This is a genomic window from Streptosporangium sp. G11, from assembly GCF_051192615.1.
Taxonomy (GTDB): domain Bacteria; phylum Actinomycetota; class Actinomycetes; order Streptosporangiales; family Streptosporangiaceae; genus Streptosporangium.
This window is the reverse complement of record NZ_JBPJUQ010000005.1, coordinates 1-18,524: the sequence shown is the minus strand read 5'-3', so window position 1 is coordinate 18,524 and position 18,524 is coordinate 1. Positions and strand designations below refer to the sequence as shown.

Below are 18,524 nucleotides of genomic sequence, written 5' to 3'. Positions count from 1 at the left end.
GGGGAAACAGAAGTGAAGGAGACCGCGGCCGCGCCGGCGCGGCGTCGCGAGGTCATGGTGGTGCTGCCGGGCCTGATGCTCGCGATGGTCCTGGCCATGCTCGACAACATGATCGTCGGCACCGCGATGCCGCGCATCGTCGGCGAGCTCGGCGGGCTGACGCACCTGTCCTGGGTGGTGACCGCCTACGTTCTCGGCACCACCGTCTCGACCCCCATCTGGGGCAAGATCGGCGACCTGTACGGCAGGAAGAACATCTTCCTGGCCTCCATCGTCATCTTCATGATCGGCTCCGCGCTCTGCGGCATGGCGGGCTCCGAGATGCTGGGCGGGCCGTCCGACGGCATGATGCAGCTCATCGCCTTCCGCGCGCTCCAGGGCCTGGGGGCGGGCGGCCTGATGGTCAACGCCATGGCGATCATCGGCGACCTCGTCCCGCCCCGCGAGCGCGGCCAGTACCAGGGCATCATGGCCGCCGTGATGTCACTCGCCATGATCGCGGGCCCGCTCGTCGGCGGGTTCATCACCGACAACCTCAACTGGCGCTGGGCCTTCTACGTGAACCTGCCCATCGGGTTCGTCGCCCTGGCCCTGCTCGCGGTCAAGCTGCGGCTGCCCAAGCTCCGCACCGAGCACCGCATCGACTGGCTGGGCGCGGCCCTGCTCTCGGTCGGCATCACCGCGCTGGTCCTCATCACCACCTGGGGCGGCAACGACTACGAATGGGGATCGTGGCAGATCCTCGGGCTGGCGGGGCTCGCCGTGGTCACGCTGGCGCTGTTCGTCATGGTGGAGCGCCGCGTCGCCGAGCCCATCATGCCGCTCAACGTCTTCCGCGACCGCAACTTCAGCCTGATCTCGGGCGTGGGCTTCCTGCTCGGGTTCGCCATGTTCGGCGCGATCAACTTCCTCCCGCTGTTCCAGCAGACGGTCCAGGGGGCCAGTGCCACCAACTCCGGCCTGCTGCTGCTCCCGATGATGGGCGCCGCCATGGTGATCTCGCTCTTCGTCGGCCGTGCCATCACCCAGACCGGTAAGTACAAGCTGTACCCGATCCTCGGTGGCGTGGGCATGGCGCTCGGCATGTGGCTGCTCTCCCTGATGGACGTCAACACCCCCTCGTGGCAGACCGGCGTGTTCATCGCGGTGCTCGGCGTCGGCATGGGCTTCCTGATGCAGACCACCATGCTGATCGCCCAGAACAGCGTCGAGCAGAAGGACCTCGGCGTCGCCAGCAGCGCCTCGACCTTCTTCCGTTCCATCGGCGGCTCGTTCGGCGTCTCGCTGTTCGGCGCGATCTTCAACAACCAGCTCACCTCCAACCTGGAGAGCAAGCTGGGCGCCGCGGGCGAGCGGCTCGCCTCCGGCGGCGCCCAGTTCGACCCGGCCGCGCTGCACGAGCTGCCCGCCAACGTGCGGGTCGGCTTCCTGGAGTCGCTGGCCGAGTCCATTTCCGGCGTCTTCTGGTGGGCGATCCTGTTCGCCGTCCTGGTGCCGCTGCTGGCGGCCTTCATCAAGGAGATCCCGCTGCGCGGCGGACCCGAGACGTCCGAGGACGACCAGGTCCGGTCCCCCGTCCCGGTGCTCGACTGACCCACCGGTCAGCCGGCCGGCTGATCCGTCGACCGGTCGGCCGGCGCCAAGTGCCGACCCAGCGATCCCCAAGCCGCCCCCGCCACGATGAGGGCATGAAGACAACCATCCCCGCCATCGCCGGGCACGTCACCCGGCGGCCGCTGGCCGCCGACGCCCGCGAGATCCACGAGCTGATCTCGCTCTGTGACACCCAGGTGATCGGCAAGGCCGACATGACCCTGGACGACGTCGCCGACCAGCTGAACGACTCCTCCTTCGACGGGAAGTCCGACGGCTGGCTCGTCCACGACGAGACCGGGCGCCTGGTGGCGTGGGCCTGGGCGTGCCGCAAGGGCTTCAGCGACAACGTCGACGTCGACGTCGTCGTGCACCCCGCCACGCCGGAGCTGACCGGCCCCCTCTGGGACACCGTGACCGAGCGGGCCAAGGAGATCACCACCGGGCTCGGTCACGAACGTGCCGTGGTGGACATCGGCCTCTACCGGGAGGACAGCGGCAAGCGCGCCATCGCCGCCTCCCGCGGCTTCGCCGCCGCCACCAGCTTCATCCGGCTCCGTGCCGACCACGAGGGGACGGTGCCCCGGCCCGAGCTCCCGGCCGGGATGACGGTGCACGACGGGCTCACCGAGGAGGTGCGCCGCCAGGGCCACGCCGTGCAGCAGGCCGGTTTCGCCGAGCACTTCGGATTCACCCCGAAGGACTACGACGAGTGGTACGGCGAGCTGGACTCCTCGGTCAGCACCGACTGGGCGCAGCTGACGGTCGCCCGCCTCGACGGCGAGCCCGTGGCGATGCTGCTGGGGACCAACGCCTTCCTCGGGGACGAGAACTCCGGCTACGTGCGCCAGCTGGCCGTGCTGCCCGCCTTCAGGGGCCGGGGCCTGGGCCGGTTCATGCTGCGCGGGGCGTTCGCCGACGACGCCCGCCGCGGGCGGGTCGGCACCTATCTCCACGTCGACGCCAACAACAGCACGCCCGCCCTCGACCTCTACCTCTCGGTGGGCATGCGCCAGGTGCTGGCCATCGACGTCTGGCAGCGCACGATCTGACCTCCGCCCGCTCCGCCGTGCGACACCGCCCGCCCACACCCTCCACCGTGCGGACACCGGCCGGGCCTTCCCGTACGAGACCGCGGGAAGGTCCCGGCGGCGCGGCGGCGGCGCGCGTCGCCTGGACCAAGGCGCACCCCGGGGCCCCGCCGGTCGCCCACACCCACCCGGTGACCCGTGGGGGAGAGCCCGGCCGGGTCATCCGTCCGGGGTCACCCGGTGCTTGGAGAGGTGGGCCAGCACCGCCTGGTTGGCCTCCCAGCCGTCGGGGAACTTCACCGGCACGCCGAGCTGGACCGGCTCGGACGACGGGTGGGCGTCCAGGAGTTCGGGAATGCCCGCCCTGGCCACCACGACGCAGGCGTGGCGGTGCCGGGAGGTGAGCACGCACAGCCGCCCCGACTCCAGGTGGAACGCGGTGGCGTCGCGGCGCCCGGAGAGCGGGTGGAGCACGATCGTCACGTCGTACTCCCGGCCCTGCAGGCGGTTGGCGGTGTCCACCGTGATCTCCGGCGGCACCCCGGCGGCCCTGATCGCGGCGACCTGGTCGCGGTGCGCGGCGCCGATGGCGATCCTGTCGGCAGTGACGGGGTGGCTGCCGCGCTCGGAGTGCGCGATCGGGCCCCGCTGGAGCAGCCGCGTCGCCAGGACCGCGGTCGCCGCCACGGCCTCCGCGTCGGTGCGCACCGTGTGGCGGCTCGGCAGCTCGTACAGCGCCCAGCCCGACACGGCCGCCTCCTCCAGTGCCCGGTCGTGGGAGGTGCGCATGCCGTTCACGGTGAACTCCAGCGACCGGTCGCCGGGGCCCGTCCCCGAGCGGAACCCGGTGAACGGGTAGAACGCCTCGGAGACCACCGGCGCCGCCGAGGCGGGCAGCCGCCAGGAGACCGGCAGCCGGTGCACCGGCAGGTCGCGGTTGTGCCGGAGCAGCACCGAGACCGCGCTCTGCACCGGATCCCACGACAGGCCCGCCCAGCGGTCGCCGTCCACGATCGAGAACGGGTCGAGCTGGCCGGGGTCGCCCACGAACAGCGACCGCTCGAACAGCGAGGCGATGCGCAGCAGCTTGTCCGAGCGCATCTGGTACGCCTCGTCGACGATGGCCCAGGGCCAGGTACGGTCGCCGATCCAGGCCCACTTGTCGGCGGTGGCGATCACCACGGCCGGGTCGCCCAGGTCGGGCAGCTTGCCCGCGACCGAGACGTTGGGGTGGGCGAGGATGCGGCCGGGCGTGATGTAGCCGCTCGCCGACAGGCGGCCGATCGGCAGGTCGGGGTGCTCGACCGCGAGCCGCTCCACCAGGTCGTCGACCTGCTCGTTGGTCTGGGCGACGATCATCAGCGGCTCGCCGGTCTCCGCGATGTGCCCCGCCGCCCGCACCACCAGCGTGGACTTGCCCGCGCCCGGCGGCGAGTCCACGACCACGCCGCGGTGGCGGGGCAGGTCGGCCAGCACGGCCTTCACCACGGCCGCCGCCTCCTGCTGCGGGGTCATGCCGCGCCCCCGTCACGGCCCGCCGCGCGGGCGGCGCGCGCGGCGAGACGGGACACCGCCCGGCGGCGCGAGGTCGGGTGAACGCTCAAAGCCATTCCTCCTGCGCGTCGTCGTCGCCGGGTTCGTACTCCTGCGGGGGCCCGCCGTGGGTCCACGGCGTCTGCTCGGGGTCGGGCAGCGACGCCGACGACTGGAAGTCGTCGGTCAGCGAGGTGTACGAGACCAGCTCGCCCGGCTCGGGCACCGAACCGGGGGCCGGTGTCCTGCCCCGCCCCATCCCCTTGGTGATCTTAAGGGTGATCTCCCCGTCCTCGATCTCGACGATCTCGGCGGCGTGGCCGCGCCGGTCGGGGCTGCCGACCGTGGCGCCGGGGGAGAGGCGCACCGGGTCGCCGGTCCTTACCGTGATCAGGGGCCGGAGCTTGCGTGAGCGGCCCTCGCCCTCGCTGTGCTCGGGGTCGGCGGAGGTCACCGTCCCGGCGAAGGCCTCGCCGCTCAGCCGGTACTCGGCCATGAGCAGCGGGTCGTCGTGGGCCCGCTGCACGTCGTAGCTCGCCCGCGCCCGCTCCAGCCCCGCCAGCCGCGCGGCGGCGCCGACCGCGCCGTCCCTGCGCGCCTGAGGCGGCCCGCCCTCGGCGATCCGCTCGACGAACCGGGTGAACGACCCGCGGTCGATCTCCCAGCGGTCCTTCACCCGCGACCCCTCGGGCAGGGAGCGCAGCAGGTCCACGCTCCGCCACATCAGCCGCCAGGTGGGTTCGAGCTGGGTGCGCAGCGCCTGGCTGACCCGGTCGACGGCGCGATCGGTCGGCGCCTCCTCGTAGGCGCGTATCGCGGGGCCGAGCACCTCGTTGTCGAAGCCGGGGTCGGTGGCGGGGCCCGCCGGAGGCCAGAGCAGCGGGTCCTCGGCCTCCTCGGCCGCCCGGCGCCCGGACATCCCCGGCGGCGGATCGATCCAACCCAGCAGCGCCGCCAGGTTGGCGTCCTCCAGGCCGCTCTGCCCGGTCGCCCAGTGCAGGCTCAGCGCCTCGGTGGCCGCGAGCAGCATCGAGGAGCCCGGCTGCCGGGACCGGTCGGCCAGGTAGGTCAGCCACCGGCCGAGCAGCGGCACCGAGGGATGCACCGGGTAGGGGCCCTCGGCCCTGCGGAACCGGGTGGACCGGCCCAGCAGCGCGGCGAACGAGGCCGCGGGCCGGTTCGGCACCAGGATCTGCGGCGCGTCCAGGCACCGCTCGTACGGCTCGCCGCCCCTGCGCTCGACCGTCTCGGTGCTTTTCTCGAACCCCTCGATGTAGGGCAGCAGCACCTCGGCCAGCCCGGCGGCGAAGGCGAACCGCAGGTCCCGGTTGCGGGGCTGGGGAACGATGAGCAGCCGGGGGTGACCCGGGTCGGTGCCGACCATGGCGGCCAGCGGCGCGGCGGCCTCGCCCGCGAGCTTGAGCGGGATGAACACCAGCGGCTGGGAGGAGACGTGGCAGTGCCGGACCGTGGTGATCCGCTGCGCGACGCCGTCCCTGGCGGCCCGCAGCTGTGCCAGCGCGGTCAGCGCGCTCACCTGTCGCCCTCCGTCCGCCTCGCGGCCACCTCGCCGCCCCCCGCCGCGGCGGCCTCCGGCGCGGATGGTCCGCCCGTGCTCGTCGCGGTGGCTCCACCGGAGGTCACCTCGCCGGTTTTCGCCGAGGTGACCTCCGGCGCGGACGGTCCGCCCGTGCTCGTCGCGGCGACTCCTCGCGCGGCCGGTTCGCCCGTGCTCACCGCAGCGACTCCTCGCGCAGCCGGTTCGCCAGCCGGAGCAGGCGGGCGATCTCCTCCTGGCCCTCGGCCGGTTCGCGGGTGCCCTCGGCCAGGCCGAGGGCCTCGTCCATGCCGGAGACGCCGCCCAGCTGGTCGCGTACCTGGCGCCCGAGCAGGTCGGTGGACCCGCAGGCGCGGGCCTCGTGACGGCAGAACATGCACATGTCGCAGGTGGACAGGCAGTCGGGCGCGTAGCGGGCGGGCACCTGGAGCAGTGCCTGGGCCAGCTCCTCCGCCGAGCGGGTCGGCACGCCGTCCTCGCCGGGGGCCAGGTCGAAGGTGAGGTCGCCGGGCAGGCCGTCCAGCAGGTGCTCGACCCTGGTCATCCGGGTCAGTTGGCGGTTGAGGACCGAGAGGTGCTTGCGCACGTCGACCAGTGCCGCCGTCGGACGGTTGGCGAAGTTCTCCGGGCAGACCAGGACCACGTCGTGGGAGACACGCTCGGGGTCGTGCCCGAGGTCGGCCATGAGCGTGCGCAGCGCCAGGACGTAGACCGCCGCCTGCCGTGCCGCCGCCGCGACCTTCTCCGGCTCGGCCTGGTCGTCGATCATGCTGAACGACTTGATCTCGACGATGTGGAAGCGCCCCCCGATCTGGAAGGCCACCACGTCCGGCTCCAGGTAGGAGGTGTGCCCGGCGATCTCCAGGCTGAACAGCGGGTGGTCGTAGAAGACCGCCGTCCCGTCGTCCTCGCGCGCCGCGCGGTCGATCAGCGCCCGGGTGTGCGAGTGACGCAGGTGGGAGCCGACACTCTCCACGTCCCGGTAGCCGACCTGGGCGACCTCCAGGCCGAGCAGCCCGCGCAGGAGCCGCAGCAGCTCGGCGCAGCCGTTCTCCTTCACCAGCGCCTCGAACACGTTCCCGCGGGCGATCGCGAACTGGGACTGGCCGAACGGCGCGGGAAAGCCGACGTGCCGGGCGGTGAGGTCCTTGTCGATCCCCGCCGCGTCCATCACCGCCCGGCGCGCGCAGCCGGGGTTGGCGGCCAGCGCCGCGATGGCCCGCGCGTCGTGCGGGTGTGACGGCATCGGCCCGCGCAGTTCGTCAAGCCTGTTCAGGAAGGCCCTCTCCCTGAGCTTGTTCATGAGCCGGTCTCCCCGTCCAGCCTGGTCTTCAACAGGCCCCCCTCAAGGTGTTCATCGCGGTGGCGCCGAACAGGCGCTCCACGTCCGGTAGTTGCCGCGCCGCCCGCGCCGCCACGTCGGCCCGTTGCGCGGAGTCGGCGGCCAGGTGGACCTCCAGCTCGGCCCGTGCCGCGCGGATCGCGGTCGCCGGGTCGGCCGGGGCGAAGCCCTCGACGGCGCCTGGGATGTTCTGCGCCATCCGCGACAGCAGCCGCACCGCTCCCGCGGGCGGCTCCGCCAGCCGTGTCAGGTGCTCGGCGACGCGCATGGCCGAGGTGAGGAAGTCGACGCGCGGGCTCAGCGGTCCCAGCACCCGCAGCTCGGGCGGCCAGGTGCTGTCGGCGAGCAGCCCCCTGGCGGGGGAGAGGCGGTCGGTCAGCGCGGCGCACAGGTAGTACGGCCTGGCGTAGGGGGCGCCGCGGAACGAGCGCTCCTCGTCGCGCCGCAGGCTGGTCAGCTGGGAGCCGCGCAGCTCGCGGGAGAAGAAGGCGTCGTTCACCGCCACGATCAGCTTGGCCGACATCGGTACGCCCAGCATGGCAAGTGCCTGGTGCACCTGCTCCCTGATGGGCAGCAGCGAGGTCTCGGGCTCGTGCGGCGCGGCCGGGGCCTCGGAGGTTATCGCCGCGTCCCACGCCTGCTCCGCCCTGCGTAAATCCCCGCGCAGCGACCGGGCGAGCGAGTTCTCCTTCGCTTTGACCGCCCGTCGGACCTCGGCGCGAAGGTCGGCTATTCGCCGTTCCAGCGCGTCCAGTGAATCACTCACGGCCCGGAGCGTAACAGGAGTTCCACCAGCCTCCCTTGATTTCCAGCGATTTCCAGCATTGTGGCGAGGTCGCGTAATGGTAATAACGGGGCGAAAGGGTCATTTAATGCGAAAACTATCGCGAGGTGTGCTGTCCGCCCGCTGGGCGTGGGGAACCCGGCGGGAGCCGCCCGCGCCGCCCGCGCCGCCGCTGTGGTGCCCTGACGCACCGGCCGCGTAAGCGAACGGAATGGTGAGCCCGGGGTGGTTCACATCACAGGTTCGTGTCTGAGTTTGTGGTGGTACGGATGAGTTTGGTGCGGCTTTTGCGTGGGGCGGCCGAGCGGGGCGGCTGAGTGCGCATGTGGTCGCGCACCCGGTTCATGATGTCGCCGAGGTGGTCCAGATCCTCTTCGGAGAGAGGGGCGAACAGCAGCTGGCGGACGACTTGGATATGGCCGGGCAGGACGGCGGCGACGCGGGCGAGACCCGTGTCGGTGATGGTGACCAGGGTGGCGCGTTCGTCGTCGGGGCAGGGGCCGCGGGTGATGAGGCCTGCCTTTTCCAGCAGGGCGGCCTGGTAGGTCAGGCCGCTGCGGCTGTAGACGACGCCGTCGGCCAGGGCGGTCATGGTCAGCTGTCCCTGGGCGTCGGCCAGGCGGGCCAGGAGCTGGAACTGCACGTAGCTGAGGTCGACCTCGGCGCGTAGCTGCTGCTCGACGGCGTGCTGGAGCAGGTTGACGGCTTCCATGAGCGCGAAGTAGGTCCCCAGCTGCTCGGGCCTGAGGCCGTCGCGGTCATCGGTGTCGGTCATCCCCCTACCGTACGTGCTTCGAATTCAAAACGTAGTGACGGTTGTCACACCGCCGCGGGGTATTGCTTCGAACTCGAAGCAGGTTACTGTCTCTACATGCTTCAATTTCGAAGCAAACAAGTGGAGGAGACAGACCATGAAGGCAGTGCGTTACCACCGCTACGGCGACAGCGACGTCCTGGCCCACGAGGAGGCCCCCCGTCCGGTGGCGGGCGCGGGGCAGGTGGTGGTGAAGGTGGCCGGCACCTCGTTCAACCCGGTGGAGGTGGCGATCCGCGCCGGCTACCTGGGCCAGGTGTTCCCACTGGTCTTCCCGCATGTGCCCGGGATCGACGTGGCCGGGACCGTCGCCGAGGTCGGGGAGGGCGTCACCGGCTGGAGGGCCGGAGACGCCGTCGTGGCTTTCCTGCCGATGAACGCCGATGGCGCGGCCGCCGAGTACGTCGCCGTCCCGGGCGAGGTGCTGGCCGCCGCGCCGCGCACGGTCGAGCTGGCCGACGCCGCCGCGCTCCCGGCGGTGGGGCTGACGGCCTGGCAGGCGCTGTTCGACCACGCCGCCCTGAACGCGGGGCAGTCGGTGCTGATCAACGGTGCGGGCGGCGCGGTCGGTGGATACGCCGTCCAGCTCGCCGCGCAGGCCGGGGCACTCGTCACGGCGACCGCGAGCGCCCGCAGCGCCGACCGGGTCCGCGGCCATGGCGCGGACCGGGTCGTCGATTACACCGCCACCCCGCTGGCGCGGGCGGTGGCCGGACAGCGATTCGACGTCGTGCTCAACCTGGTGGCCACCTCGCCGGAGGAGACCGCCGTGCTGGTCGACCTGGTCGCCGACGGTGGCGTGTTCGTCAGCACCACCACCCCCGGCGTCGAGGACGCCGGGCGCGAGGTGCGGGCGGTGAGGGTCTTCGCCCGCAGCGACGCCGCCCAGCTCGCCGAGCTTGTCAACCGCGTCGACGCCGGGCGGCTGCGGATCGATGTCGCCGCCCGGCGGCCCCTGGCCGATCTGGCCGCCGTCCACGACGAAGCCGTCAGCGGCCGGCTGGCCGGCAAGACCGTCCTCACCCCCGCCTGACCCTGCCCCTCACCCGTATCGCTCACCCGTATCGCTCACCGCGAGGAGAAACCGCCATGCCCTTCACCCTCGACCCCCAGGTCGCCGAGGCCCTCGCCCCGATCGCCGCCGCGATGGCCGAGGCCACACCCCCGCCGGTCGGTGACGTCGCCGCTCGCCGCGCGGCCCTGGAAGGGCTCATCGGCCACGCCGACACCGCCCAGCCGACCCCGGACGACGTCACGATCACCGACCACCACCTGATCACCGCCGACGGCGCGACGATCCTGCTGCGCTGGTACGCCAAGCTGGGCACGGGCGGCGAGCCCGGCCCCGCGGCCGTCTACTTCCACGGCGGCGGCATGATCCTCGGTCACGTTGGCCTGTTCGACGGCTCGGTCTCCCGTTACGTGTCGGCCAGCGGCACCCCGATCCTGTCGGTCGACTACCGGCTCGCCCCCGAACACCCGTATCCGGCCCCGGTCGAGGACGCCTACGCCGCTCTGGTCTGGCTGCACGAGCACGCCGCAGACCTCGGCGTCGATCCCACCCGCATCGGCGTGTTCGGCGACAGCGCCGGTGGCGGCCTGGCCGCCGCGGTGTCGATCCTTGCCCGCGACCGCAAGGGCCCGGCCATCGCCCGGCAGATCCTCGTGATGCCGATGCTCGACGACCGCACTCTCACTCCCGATCCGCAGCTCGCGCCGTTCGTCCTGTGGTCGTGGGACGACAACCGCACCGGCTGGCAGGCCCTGCTCGGCGACACCGCCGCCGGCCCCGACACTCCCGCCTACGCCGCCCCGGCCCGCGTCGTCGACCCGGCCGGGCTGCCGCCGGCCTACATCGAGGTCGGCCAGCTCGACATCTTCCGCGATGAGGACCTCACCTACGCCCTGCGTCTCGGCCAGGCCGGCGTCCCGGTCGAGTTCCACCTGCACCCGGGCGTCCCGCACGAGTTCGAGAGCATCGCCTTCACCTCCGAGGTCGCCCGCCGCGTCATCGCCGACCGCGTCCGCGCCCTCGCCTCCCTGTGACCCCCTGATGACCGGCCGGTCGCGTTCCGGCCGGCCGGCTCGCCTCCCCGCCTGCCCGAATCACTCCGCCGCTCGTCGTCGAGTCCCGTGCCGGTCGTCGCACGTCATCTCCAAAAACCTTAACTGAGTTAAGATATTGACCGAGTTGTGGTTCTGTTAGGTTGGAGCGCGTGACAGGACTCCGTGAACGTAAGAGGCGGCAGGTCCACGAGGCGATCTCGGCGGCGGCGATCGCGCTCTTCCTGGAGCGCGGATTCGACGAGGTGTCGGTCGCGGAGGTGGCGGCGTCGGCGGGGATCTCCAAGCCGACCCTGTTCAAATACTTCCCGACCAAGGAGGACCTCGTCCTGCACCGCATCTCCGACCATCAGGGAGAGGCCGCCAGGGTCGTCCGCGAGCGCGGGGCGGGCGAGGCGCCGCTGGCGGCGCTGCACCGGCACTTCCTGGCCGGGCTTGAGCGGCGCGATCCCGTGACGGGGCTCAACGACCATCCCCAGGTGCTCGGTTACCACCGGATGGTCTTCTCCACGCCCGGCCTCGCGGCCCGGCTGCTCCACTACATGGCCCACGACGAGGAGGCTCTCGCCACCGCGCTCGCCGAGGTCACGGACGAGCTCACCGCGCTGCTCGTCGCCGGTCAGGTCCTCGCCGCGCAGCGGGTGCTGGCCCGGCGGAACTGGCTGGCCCTGGTCGAGGGGGCGACGGCCGAGGGGATCCACCCCTCGGCCGTCGCCGCCGCCGACCGCGCGTTCGCACTGCTCCCCGAACTTCCCTGAGCGCGGTGCCGGGACGGGGGAGGCGGGGGCGGCACCGCGCCGCCCCCGGGGTACTAGCTCTCGACCTCCGTACGGTCGGCCGACCACAGGGTGTGGAAGGAACCCTCGCGGTCCACCCGCTCGTAGGTGTGCGCGCCGAAGAAGTCACGCTGGCCCTGGATCAGGGCCGCGGGCAGGCGCTCGGCGCGCAGCCCGTCGTAGTAGGCCAGCGCGGTCGAGAAGCCCGGCGCCGGGATACCCAGCTCGGCGGCCTTCGCCACCACCCGCCGCCACGAGCCCTGAGCCAGGGTCAGTGCCTCGGCGAAGTAGGGGGCGGCGAGCAGGGTGACCGGCTTGTCCTGCGCCGCGTACGCCTCGCGGATGCGGTCGAGGAAGACGGCGCGGATGATGCAGCCGCCCCGCCAGATCGTGGCCAGCGCGCCGAGGTCGAGGTCCCAGTTGTACTCCGTGCTGCCGACCCTGAGCTGGTCGAACCCCTGGGCGTAGGCGACGATCTTCGAGGCGTACAGCGCCCGCCGCACGTCCTCGGCGAAGTCCTCGCCGACGGCCCCCGCGGGCACGCCCGACGGGCCCGGCAGGCCGCGCGCGGCCGCGCGCAGGTCCGCGTGGCCGGACAGGGAGCGGGCGAACACCGCCTCGGCGATGCCGCTCACCGGAACGCCCAGGTCCAGCGCGATCTGCACCGTCCACCGGCCGGTGCCCTTCTGCTCCGCCCGGTCGGCGATCACGTCGACGAGCGGCTTGCCCGTGGCTGCGTCGACCTGACGCAGCACCTCGGCGGTGATCTCGATCAGGTACGAGGACAGCTCACCCTCGTTCCACTCCGCGAAGATGTCCGCGAGCTCCGCCGGAGTCCGGCCGAGCCCCTGCCGCAGCAGGTCGTAGGCCTCGGCGATGAGCTGCATGTCGGCGTACTCGATGCCGTTGTGCACCATCTTCACGAAGTGCCCGGCGCCGTCGGGGCCGATGTGCGTGCAGCAGGACACGCCGTCCACCTTCGCCGCGATGTCCTCCAGCAGCGGGCCCAGCGCCTGGTACGACTCCTTGGAGCCGCCGGGCATGATGCTCGGCCCGAGCAGCGCGCCCTCCTCACCGCCGGAAACCCCGGCACCGACGAAGTGGAGGCCACGCTCGCGCAGCGCGGCCTCGCGCCTGCGCGTGTCGAGGAAGTGCGCGTTCCCGCCGTCCACGAGCATGTCGCCCGGCTCCAGCAGGGGGGCGAACTCCTCGATCACCGCGTCGGTCGGCGCACCCGCCTTGACCATGATCAGAATGCGCCGAGGGCGCTCCAGCGCCGCGACGAACTCCTCGGGAGTCTCGCAGGGGACAAAGGTTCCCTCGTCCCCGTGTTCCTCGATCAATGCCTTGGTCCTGTGATGGGACCTGTTGTGTACCGCTACCGAGTGCCCGTGCCTGGCCAGGTTGCGGGCGAGGTTCGCCCCCATGACGGCCAGTCCTGTCACACCGATCTGAGCCTGAGTCATCTCTGACACTCCTTTGTCGTGTCCAAGAATGCCAGTTTGCACCCACCGCGATCCGAAGGTGCGGAGAGGTCGCGGGCGAAAGGGCGCGGGCGCCGCACGGATCCACGAACCGCCCGCCCCCGGGGGTTGCCGCGTCCGGCGGGAGCGGGGACGAGATGTCGGAGCCCGGCGCGCGAACGTGGGCCATCCCTGGAGATCCATGGAAAACCATGGGAATTCCTGGAGATCAGCGGCGGAACAGGGTTCCCGGAGCCTCCGAGCCGAGGACCCCGCCCAGGCAGCGATAGGTCCGCGCGCCGCCCTGGAACTGCTCCTTGGAGGGCGGCAGGACCGTGCTCCGCCACCTGGCCCGACCCACCCCGCGGGCGTCGCCGTACCGGGAGGAGAGCATGATCTGCGCCGAGCACACCTTCTTCACCGTCGGATGCCTCTCCAGGGCCGCCAGGTCGTAGGTGAGCGAGTCCCGCGGCAGCGGGGCGATCGCGAACGTCTCCCACGAGTGGGACTCCTCGCAGCCGATCCGCTTGGCCGTGGTGTCGCCCGCGATCGCGACGAGGCCGCCCCAGCACTCGGCCTCCGCCACGCACGCGGCCCCCGCACCCGCCACCCCCGTGGCGGGGCAGGCGGCCGTGACCGTGGCGACCTCGGGAACCTTGGACGCCGGGGACGCGCCCGCCTCCGGCGCTGTGTCTCCGCCGTCCCCGCCGTTCCCGCCGTTGTCGCCGCTTCCGCCCTGGAGGGCCTGCGAGCCCGGCTGCTGCTGTCCGGTGGACGGGGTCTGGTCGCGGTTCTCGACGTACATGAGCCCGATGCCGGCGATCAGCAGGATCGCGAAGGCCACGGCCACCGCGATGAAGATCCGCACGTTCGACGAGGCGGGATGCGCCTGCGCCTGGGCCGCCGTGGGCGACTGGGTACCGGAGAGCCCCTTCAGGCCCGGCGACGTCAGGTGCGACCGCACCGGCTCCCCGCCCGGCCCGCCGAGCCCCGGCGGGGAGCCGTACGGCGACGCGTGCGGGGCCTCCGGCGCGTACGGCGGCGCGGGGACCGGGCCCTTTCCCGAAACCGGGACCGGGACCGGGGAAGGGGTGACGGGACGCGGGGCACGGGACCGGTGGGCCGGGCCGCTCCCCTCCAGGCGCAGGTCCGTGAGAGCGTCGCGCAGTGCGGACACCGAGGGGGTACGCCGCGCGGGGTCGCTGGCCATGGCCTCCCTGAGCACGGCGGTCAGCTCCGGCGGCACCCCCGGGATCTCGGGGATCGGAAGGCGGTGCAGGGCCATGATGACCGCGATGTTGACCACGCCGCTCTCGGGGAAGCGCGGCGGGCGCCCGGAGAGCAGCGCGTACAGCGTGGCGGCGAGGGAGTAGACGTCACCGGCGGCGGCGGGTTCGGTCAGCTCGAACGCCTCGGGCGGCGCGTAGGCCGGGGTGAGGGACTCCCGGGTCACCGACGCCTCACTGCCCGAGGACGGCATGGTGGCCAGGCCGAAGTCGGAGAGCACCACGTTGCCGTACCGGTTGATCAGGATGTTGGCGGGCTTGATGTCGCGGTGCAGCACCCCGGCGGCGTGCGCGGCCGACAGCGCGTCGGCGATCCGGACGCCGATGTCGGCGACCTCGGCCGGCGGCAGCCGCTTCTCCGCCCGCATGCGGTCAAGCAGCGACCCGCCGGGACACAGTTCCAGGACCATGTACGGCCGGCCGTCGGGCAGGACCCCCGCGTCGTAGACATGGGCGACGTGCGGGTGACCGGAGAGGGCACCGGCCGAGGTCACCTCACGCATGAAACGGCGCCGGTCCCGCTCGGAGACCAGCACCCGGTTGTCCACCTTGAGCGCGACCTCACGCTCCACCGCCAGCTGCCTGGCCCGGTAGACGATCCCGAAGCCGCCCTGGCCGAGCACCCCGGACACCTCGTAGCCCGGTACCGCAAAGGCGCCAGCTCCGGTCACCTGCCACCTCCTGAAGACGAGCGGCAGATTACCGGAGTTTCCAACGCGAACCGTGTCTGTATTCCCTTATGCCTGGTCAGACAAATGGCGCCCGCGAGCGGTGGGACGCCCGTCACCGAGTTCCGCCAGGAGCGCGTCCCAGCGGGCGCCGATGGTGTCGAGACCGTAGCCGGCGGCCGTCAGCACGGCGTTGCCGCCGAGCGTGCGGCGCAGCTCCCGGTCCTCGATCAACCGGCAGAGCGCCTCCGCGAGCGCCGCGGGCCTCTGCCGCGGGACCAGCAGCCCGTTGTGCTCGTGCGCGATGACCTCCCCGGGGCCGTGCGGGCAGTCGAAGCTCACCACCGGCACGCCCTTGCTCATCGCCTCCAGGATCGTCATGCTGAACCCCTCGTAGCGCGAGCTGACGACGTGGATCGACGACCTGGCCAGCTCCAGGCCGATCTCCGGCGAGCTGCCCATGAGCAGCATCGTGTCCGACAGCCCGGCCTCCTCGATCCTGTCGCGGAGCTTGCGCTCAGCCTCGGGCCCGCCGCGCCCGTAGAGGCGCAGCACCCAGTCGGGGTGCGCCTCCGACACCGGCTTCCACGCCTTGACCAGCAGGTCGAAGCCCTTGGCGTACACCAGCCTGCCGACGGCGATCACGACCTTCTCGTCCAGCTTCGAGATGTCACCGGCCAGCGCGGTCACGGCGTTCGGGATGCGCAGCAGCCGCCCCGGGGGTGTCCTCAGCGCCCTGCGGTAGCGCTCCAGATCCGTCTCGGTGAGGGTGACGAAGGCGTCCAGCCTGCCGTAGCGCCGCTTGATGAGCCGGACGACCTCGGGGGCGTGCACGTCGAGGGCCACGTGCTCCTGGCCGACGGTGATGACGCCCGGTGGCGCGAACAGCGCGGTGATCAGGTTGAATCCCGGCCGGGTGGAGATCAGCACGCCGGTGCGCATGGACCGCAGGAAACGGACCATGAGCAGGTCCGTCCGGAGCGAGACCGCCCGGTGGATGTTCTCCTGCCTCGGGATCAGGACACTCGGCAGCCGCGACAGCAGCCGCGCCACCGGACCCCGCCGCCCGGTCCTGTCGTCAAGGAACGACACCCGCACGCCCGGCGGGATGGGGAAGAACGGCTCTCTCGCCGTCCGGACCACGCTGACGATCTCCACGTCGCGCTCGCGCGCGAGGTGGCCCGCCAGGTTGAGCACGGTCCTGATCGTGCCGCCCATCCCGTACGCGTGCTGCAGCAGGATGCGGACCGTTCCGGTGTCGGGCGCCGGAGCGCGCCTGGCCCGCCTCGCGTTGAGCGCCCGCAGCAGATGGAACGCCGCGCGCCTGGCCTGGTTCCGGACCTTTCTCGATATACGTGATATCCGCGACATGCCGAGAGCCCCCCGCCCTCTCGCCCTCCCTGTTCTTCACTTCCCCGGAGCCGCTTTCCCCAAAGCGCACACATCACGACATCCTGGTAAGTATCCGGAGAGCTGCTCTTTCTCCCGCTCCCTGTGCTCCTCGTTCCTTCGGTCCGCACCGCTCGTCATTCGCCGAAGCGTGACAGCCGGCCGCGTACGCGAGCGTGGCGCAGCGCCCACGCGAACAGGCCGAGCGTGGCGAGGAGATAGACGGCGTCCAGCAGCGCCGCCCAGGCGAGGCTCTCCCAGGGCACGGCACCGCCGTTCAGCACGGTTCGCATGCCCGTGAAGACGTGGGTCGCGGGTATGAACGCCGCGACGGCCTGGAGAGGGCCGGGAAGCGTCTCGACGGGGTAGAAGATGCCCGCCAGCGGTTGCACGACGAAGACCAGGGACCAGGCGATCACCTGGGCGTTCTCGCCGAAGCGCAACACCGCGCAGATTCCGATCAGGCCGAGGGACCAGCCCATCACCAGCAGCAGCGCCATGAACGGCACCATCCCCGCGCCCAGGCTCGTGACGCCGAAGCCGTAGAGGACGAGGGCCAGCCCCGACATGATCGCGATGGCGAAGACGACCTTGCCGAACGAGAACACGATCAGCCCGATCACGTACTCGACATTGGAAAGCGGGCTGACCTGGACGTTCAGCAGGTTTCTGCTCCAGATGTCCTCAAGGAACGCTATCGAGATCTCGTTGCTGGCCTTCTGGAGCACCTGCCACAGCAGGACCGCGCCGAGCAGGAAGGTGGCGATGAACGGCACCCGCTGCGACTGCAGGAACAGCGTCACGAAGCCCCAGACGAACAGCTCGATCGTGGGCCAGAAGACGATCTCGAATATCCGGACCGGGCTGCGCCGCAGCGCCGCCAGGTCGCGGAAGACCACACCGCTGATGCGTTGCCTGCGCGCGGCCAGACCGAGCGGGGGATGGGTCAACGTCATGATCGCGCCACCTTGAGGAAGACCTCCTCCAGATCCTCCGCGCCGTAGACGTCGGTGAGCTCGGTGGTGCTTCCGCTGGCCACGATCCGGCCCTCGGACATGAAATGGATGCGGTGACACATCCGCTCCACCTCCTGCATGTTGTGGGACGTGATGAGCATCGCGCGCCCGCTCTCGGCCGCCACCCGGACGAGCAGGTTGCGGATCCGGTCGCCCGCGTCGGGGTCGAGGTTGGCGGTGGGCTCGTCCAGGATGAGCAGGCTCGGCTCGTTGATCAGGGCCTTGGCCAGCTGCACGCGCGTGCGCTGTCCGGAGGAGAGCTCCATCACACGGCGCCTGCGCAACGGGCCCAGGTCCAGCAGCTCGATGACCTCCGCCACCCGGGCCTTCGGCCTCCGCACGCCGTACAGCCGGGCGAAGGCGTCGAGCACCTCGCGCACGTGCAGGACACCGGGGAGGTCGACGTAGCTCGCGGCGAAGTTGATCTGACTGAGCACCTCGGTCCGGTTCCTGGCGAGGTCCAGGCCGAACATGTGGATGCTCCCGCTGTCGGGCGTGATCAGGCCGAGAAGCATGTGCAGGGTCGTCGACTTGCCCGCGCCGTTGGGGCCGAGCAGCCCTACGATCTGGCCCGCGTCGACGGTGAGGCTCACCTCCTGGACGGCGGCCACCGGGCCGAACCTCTTCGCCAGCGCCACGGCCTCAAGAATCACCACCACGCAAGCGTGCGGTTCGCCGCCCCCTCCGGGCAATCGGTTTTCCCCCGGGGAGCGCGGTTGATTTGACGAGGCGGGTCGGGGTTCATAAAGTTCACCAGACCCGAGGGAGACGGCGCCTGCGCCGGGGCCTCGGAACCCTCTCTAAGCGATCTTCATCCTTAGGGGATCTTTGTCCCCAAAAGGGTTTGATTCGACATGAATCGGACGATCAGGTAGCTTAGAACGGTTGCCCCGAAAGGGGAGGCTGTAAATTCTGAAACAGGTAAGCCGGATCGGGTCGGTTTGACACGAAAAAGCAAGCCTGAAAGAATAAAGGCACAACGAAAGAACAGAATAAAACAAAACGAACGCCCCGGAGTTCGGGTCGGCCGATCTGGCTGGTCAGGGTGATGGTGTACGCGTCCGTTTCTTGAGAACTCAACAGTGTGTTAAAAGCCAGTGCATGATGCACAACCCCGTTCAACCTGCCCTTTTGGGGTGGGGGACGGATTCCTTTGGTTGAACATCCACTGCGTTCCTTTTTCCGCCTTGTGTGGTGGTGGGGGATG

16 protein-coding genes are annotated in these 18,524 nt (G+C 71.3%); 5 read left to right on the top strand and 11 right to left on the bottom strand.

The annotated features are described in order from the left end of the window. Positions 1–12: 12 nt before the first annotated feature. Together ACSDR0_RS06885 and ACSDR0_RS06880 are read left to right on the top strand one after the other, a co-directional pair. The gene (locus tag ACSDR0_RS06885; RefSeq protein ID WP_435287894.1) at positions 13–1,593 is read left to right on the top strand and encodes an MDR family MFS transporter; all 1,581 of its coding nucleotides are present in this window, start codon (positions 13–15) and stop codon (positions 1,591–1,593) included. Between the two features lie 95 nt (positions 1,594–1,688). Next, positions 1,689–2,645, top strand: a complete 957-nt coding sequence (locus tag ACSDR0_RS06880) for a GNAT family N-acetyltransferase (protein WP_435287893.1) — start codon at positions 1,689–1,691, stop codon at positions 2,643–2,645. A gap of 198 nt (positions 2,646–2,843) precedes the next feature. Here ACSDR0_RS06880 and ACSDR0_RS06875 read toward each other — a convergent pair whose 3' ends face one another. The 6 genes from ACSDR0_RS06875 to ACSDR0_RS06850 form a co-directional block, all read right to left on the bottom strand. Beyond that, complete coding sequence (locus tag ACSDR0_RS06875; RefSeq protein WP_435287892.1) at positions 2,844–4,139, bottom strand: AAA family ATPase; 1,296 nt, start codon at positions 4,137–4,139, stop codon at positions 2,844–2,846. A gap of 85 nt (positions 4,140–4,224) precedes the next feature. Further along, positions 4,225–5,694, bottom strand: coding sequence for a hypothetical protein (locus ACSDR0_RS06870; RefSeq protein WP_435287891.1), 1,470 nt, complete (start codon positions 5,692–5,694; stop codon positions 4,225–4,227). Beyond that, a complete protein-coding gene (locus ACSDR0_RS06865) occupies positions 5,691–5,894 on the bottom strand; it encodes a hypothetical protein (RefSeq protein ID WP_435287890.1) in 204 nt (67 codons plus the stop codon). Before ACSDR0_RS06865 ends, ACSDR0_RS06870 begins: the two co-directional genes overlap by 4 nt. Next, entirely contained in the window at positions 5,891–7,018 is a 1,128-nt protein-coding gene (locus ACSDR0_RS06860) for a hypothetical protein (protein WP_435287889.1), read from the bottom strand. The genes ACSDR0_RS06865 and ACSDR0_RS06860 overlap by 4 nt, the downstream gene beginning before the upstream one ends. 28 nt (positions 7,019–7,046) lie before the next feature. Then, positions 7,047–7,823 carry a hypothetical protein gene (locus tag ACSDR0_RS06855; protein ID WP_435287888.1) on the bottom strand — a complete coding sequence of 259 codons (777 nt, stop codon included), beginning with the start codon at positions 7,821–7,823 and terminating at the stop codon, positions 7,047–7,049. A 253-nt stretch (positions 7,824–8,076) separates the two neighbouring features. Continuing rightward, positions 8,077–8,616: a MarR family winged helix-turn-helix transcriptional regulator gene (locus ACSDR0_RS06850; protein WP_435287887.1), complete on the bottom strand. Its 540-nt coding sequence runs from the start codon at positions 8,614–8,616 to the stop codon at positions 8,077–8,079. 136 nt (positions 8,617–8,752) lie between these two features. Here ACSDR0_RS06850 and ACSDR0_RS06845 point away from each other — a divergent pair, with 136 nt between their 5' ends. The 3 genes from ACSDR0_RS06845 to ACSDR0_RS06835 all read left to right on the top strand — a co-directional run bounded on the left by ACSDR0_RS06845 (position 8,753) and on the right by ACSDR0_RS06835 (position 11,477). Next, entirely contained in the window at positions 8,753–9,688 is a 936-nt protein-coding gene (locus ACSDR0_RS06845) for an NADP-dependent oxidoreductase (RefSeq protein WP_435287886.1), read from the top strand. A gap of 56 nt (positions 9,689–9,744) precedes the next feature. Beyond that, on the top strand, positions 9,745–10,701 hold the full coding sequence (locus tag ACSDR0_RS06840) for an alpha/beta hydrolase (protein ID WP_435287885.1): 957 nt from the start codon (positions 9,745–9,747) through the stop codon (positions 10,699–10,701). Between the two features lie 170 nt (positions 10,702–10,871). After that, a complete protein-coding gene (locus ACSDR0_RS06835) occupies positions 10,872–11,477 on the top strand; it encodes a TetR family transcriptional regulator (RefSeq protein WP_435287884.1) in 606 nt (201 codons plus the stop codon). Positions 11,478–11,530: 53 nt separating this feature from the next. Here the strand turns inward: ACSDR0_RS06835 and gndA are convergent, their stop codons facing one another. The 5 genes from gndA to ACSDR0_RS06810 form a co-directional block, all read right to left on the bottom strand. After that, complete coding sequence (gene gndA / locus ACSDR0_RS06830; RefSeq protein WP_435287883.1) at positions 11,531–12,961, bottom strand: NADP-dependent phosphogluconate dehydrogenase; 1,431 nt, start codon at positions 12,959–12,961, stop codon at positions 11,531–11,533. Between the two features lie 226 nt (positions 12,962–13,187). Continuing rightward, on the bottom strand, positions 13,188–14,915 hold the full coding sequence (locus tag ACSDR0_RS06825) for a serine/threonine-protein kinase (protein WP_435287882.1): 1,728 nt from the start codon (positions 14,913–14,915) through the stop codon (positions 13,188–13,190). Between the two features lie 66 nt (positions 14,916–14,981). Further along, positions 14,982–16,283: a glycosyltransferase family 4 protein gene (locus ACSDR0_RS06820; protein WP_435287881.1), complete on the bottom strand. Its 1,302-nt coding sequence runs from the start codon at positions 16,281–16,283 to the stop codon at positions 14,982–14,984. 155 nt (positions 16,284–16,438) lie between these two features. Continuing rightward, positions 16,439–17,257 (bottom strand): ABC transporter permease, encoded by an 819-nt coding sequence (locus ACSDR0_RS06815; protein ID WP_435287880.1) that lies wholly within the window; start codon positions 17,255–17,257, stop codon positions 16,439–16,441. Next, positions 17,254–17,973 (bottom strand): ABC transporter ATP-binding protein, encoded by a 720-nt coding sequence (locus tag ACSDR0_RS06810; protein WP_435287879.1) that lies wholly within the window; start codon positions 17,971–17,973, stop codon positions 17,254–17,256. Before ACSDR0_RS06810 ends, ACSDR0_RS06815 begins: the two co-directional genes overlap by 4 nt. Between the last annotated feature and the right edge of the window lie 551 nt (positions 17,974–18,524).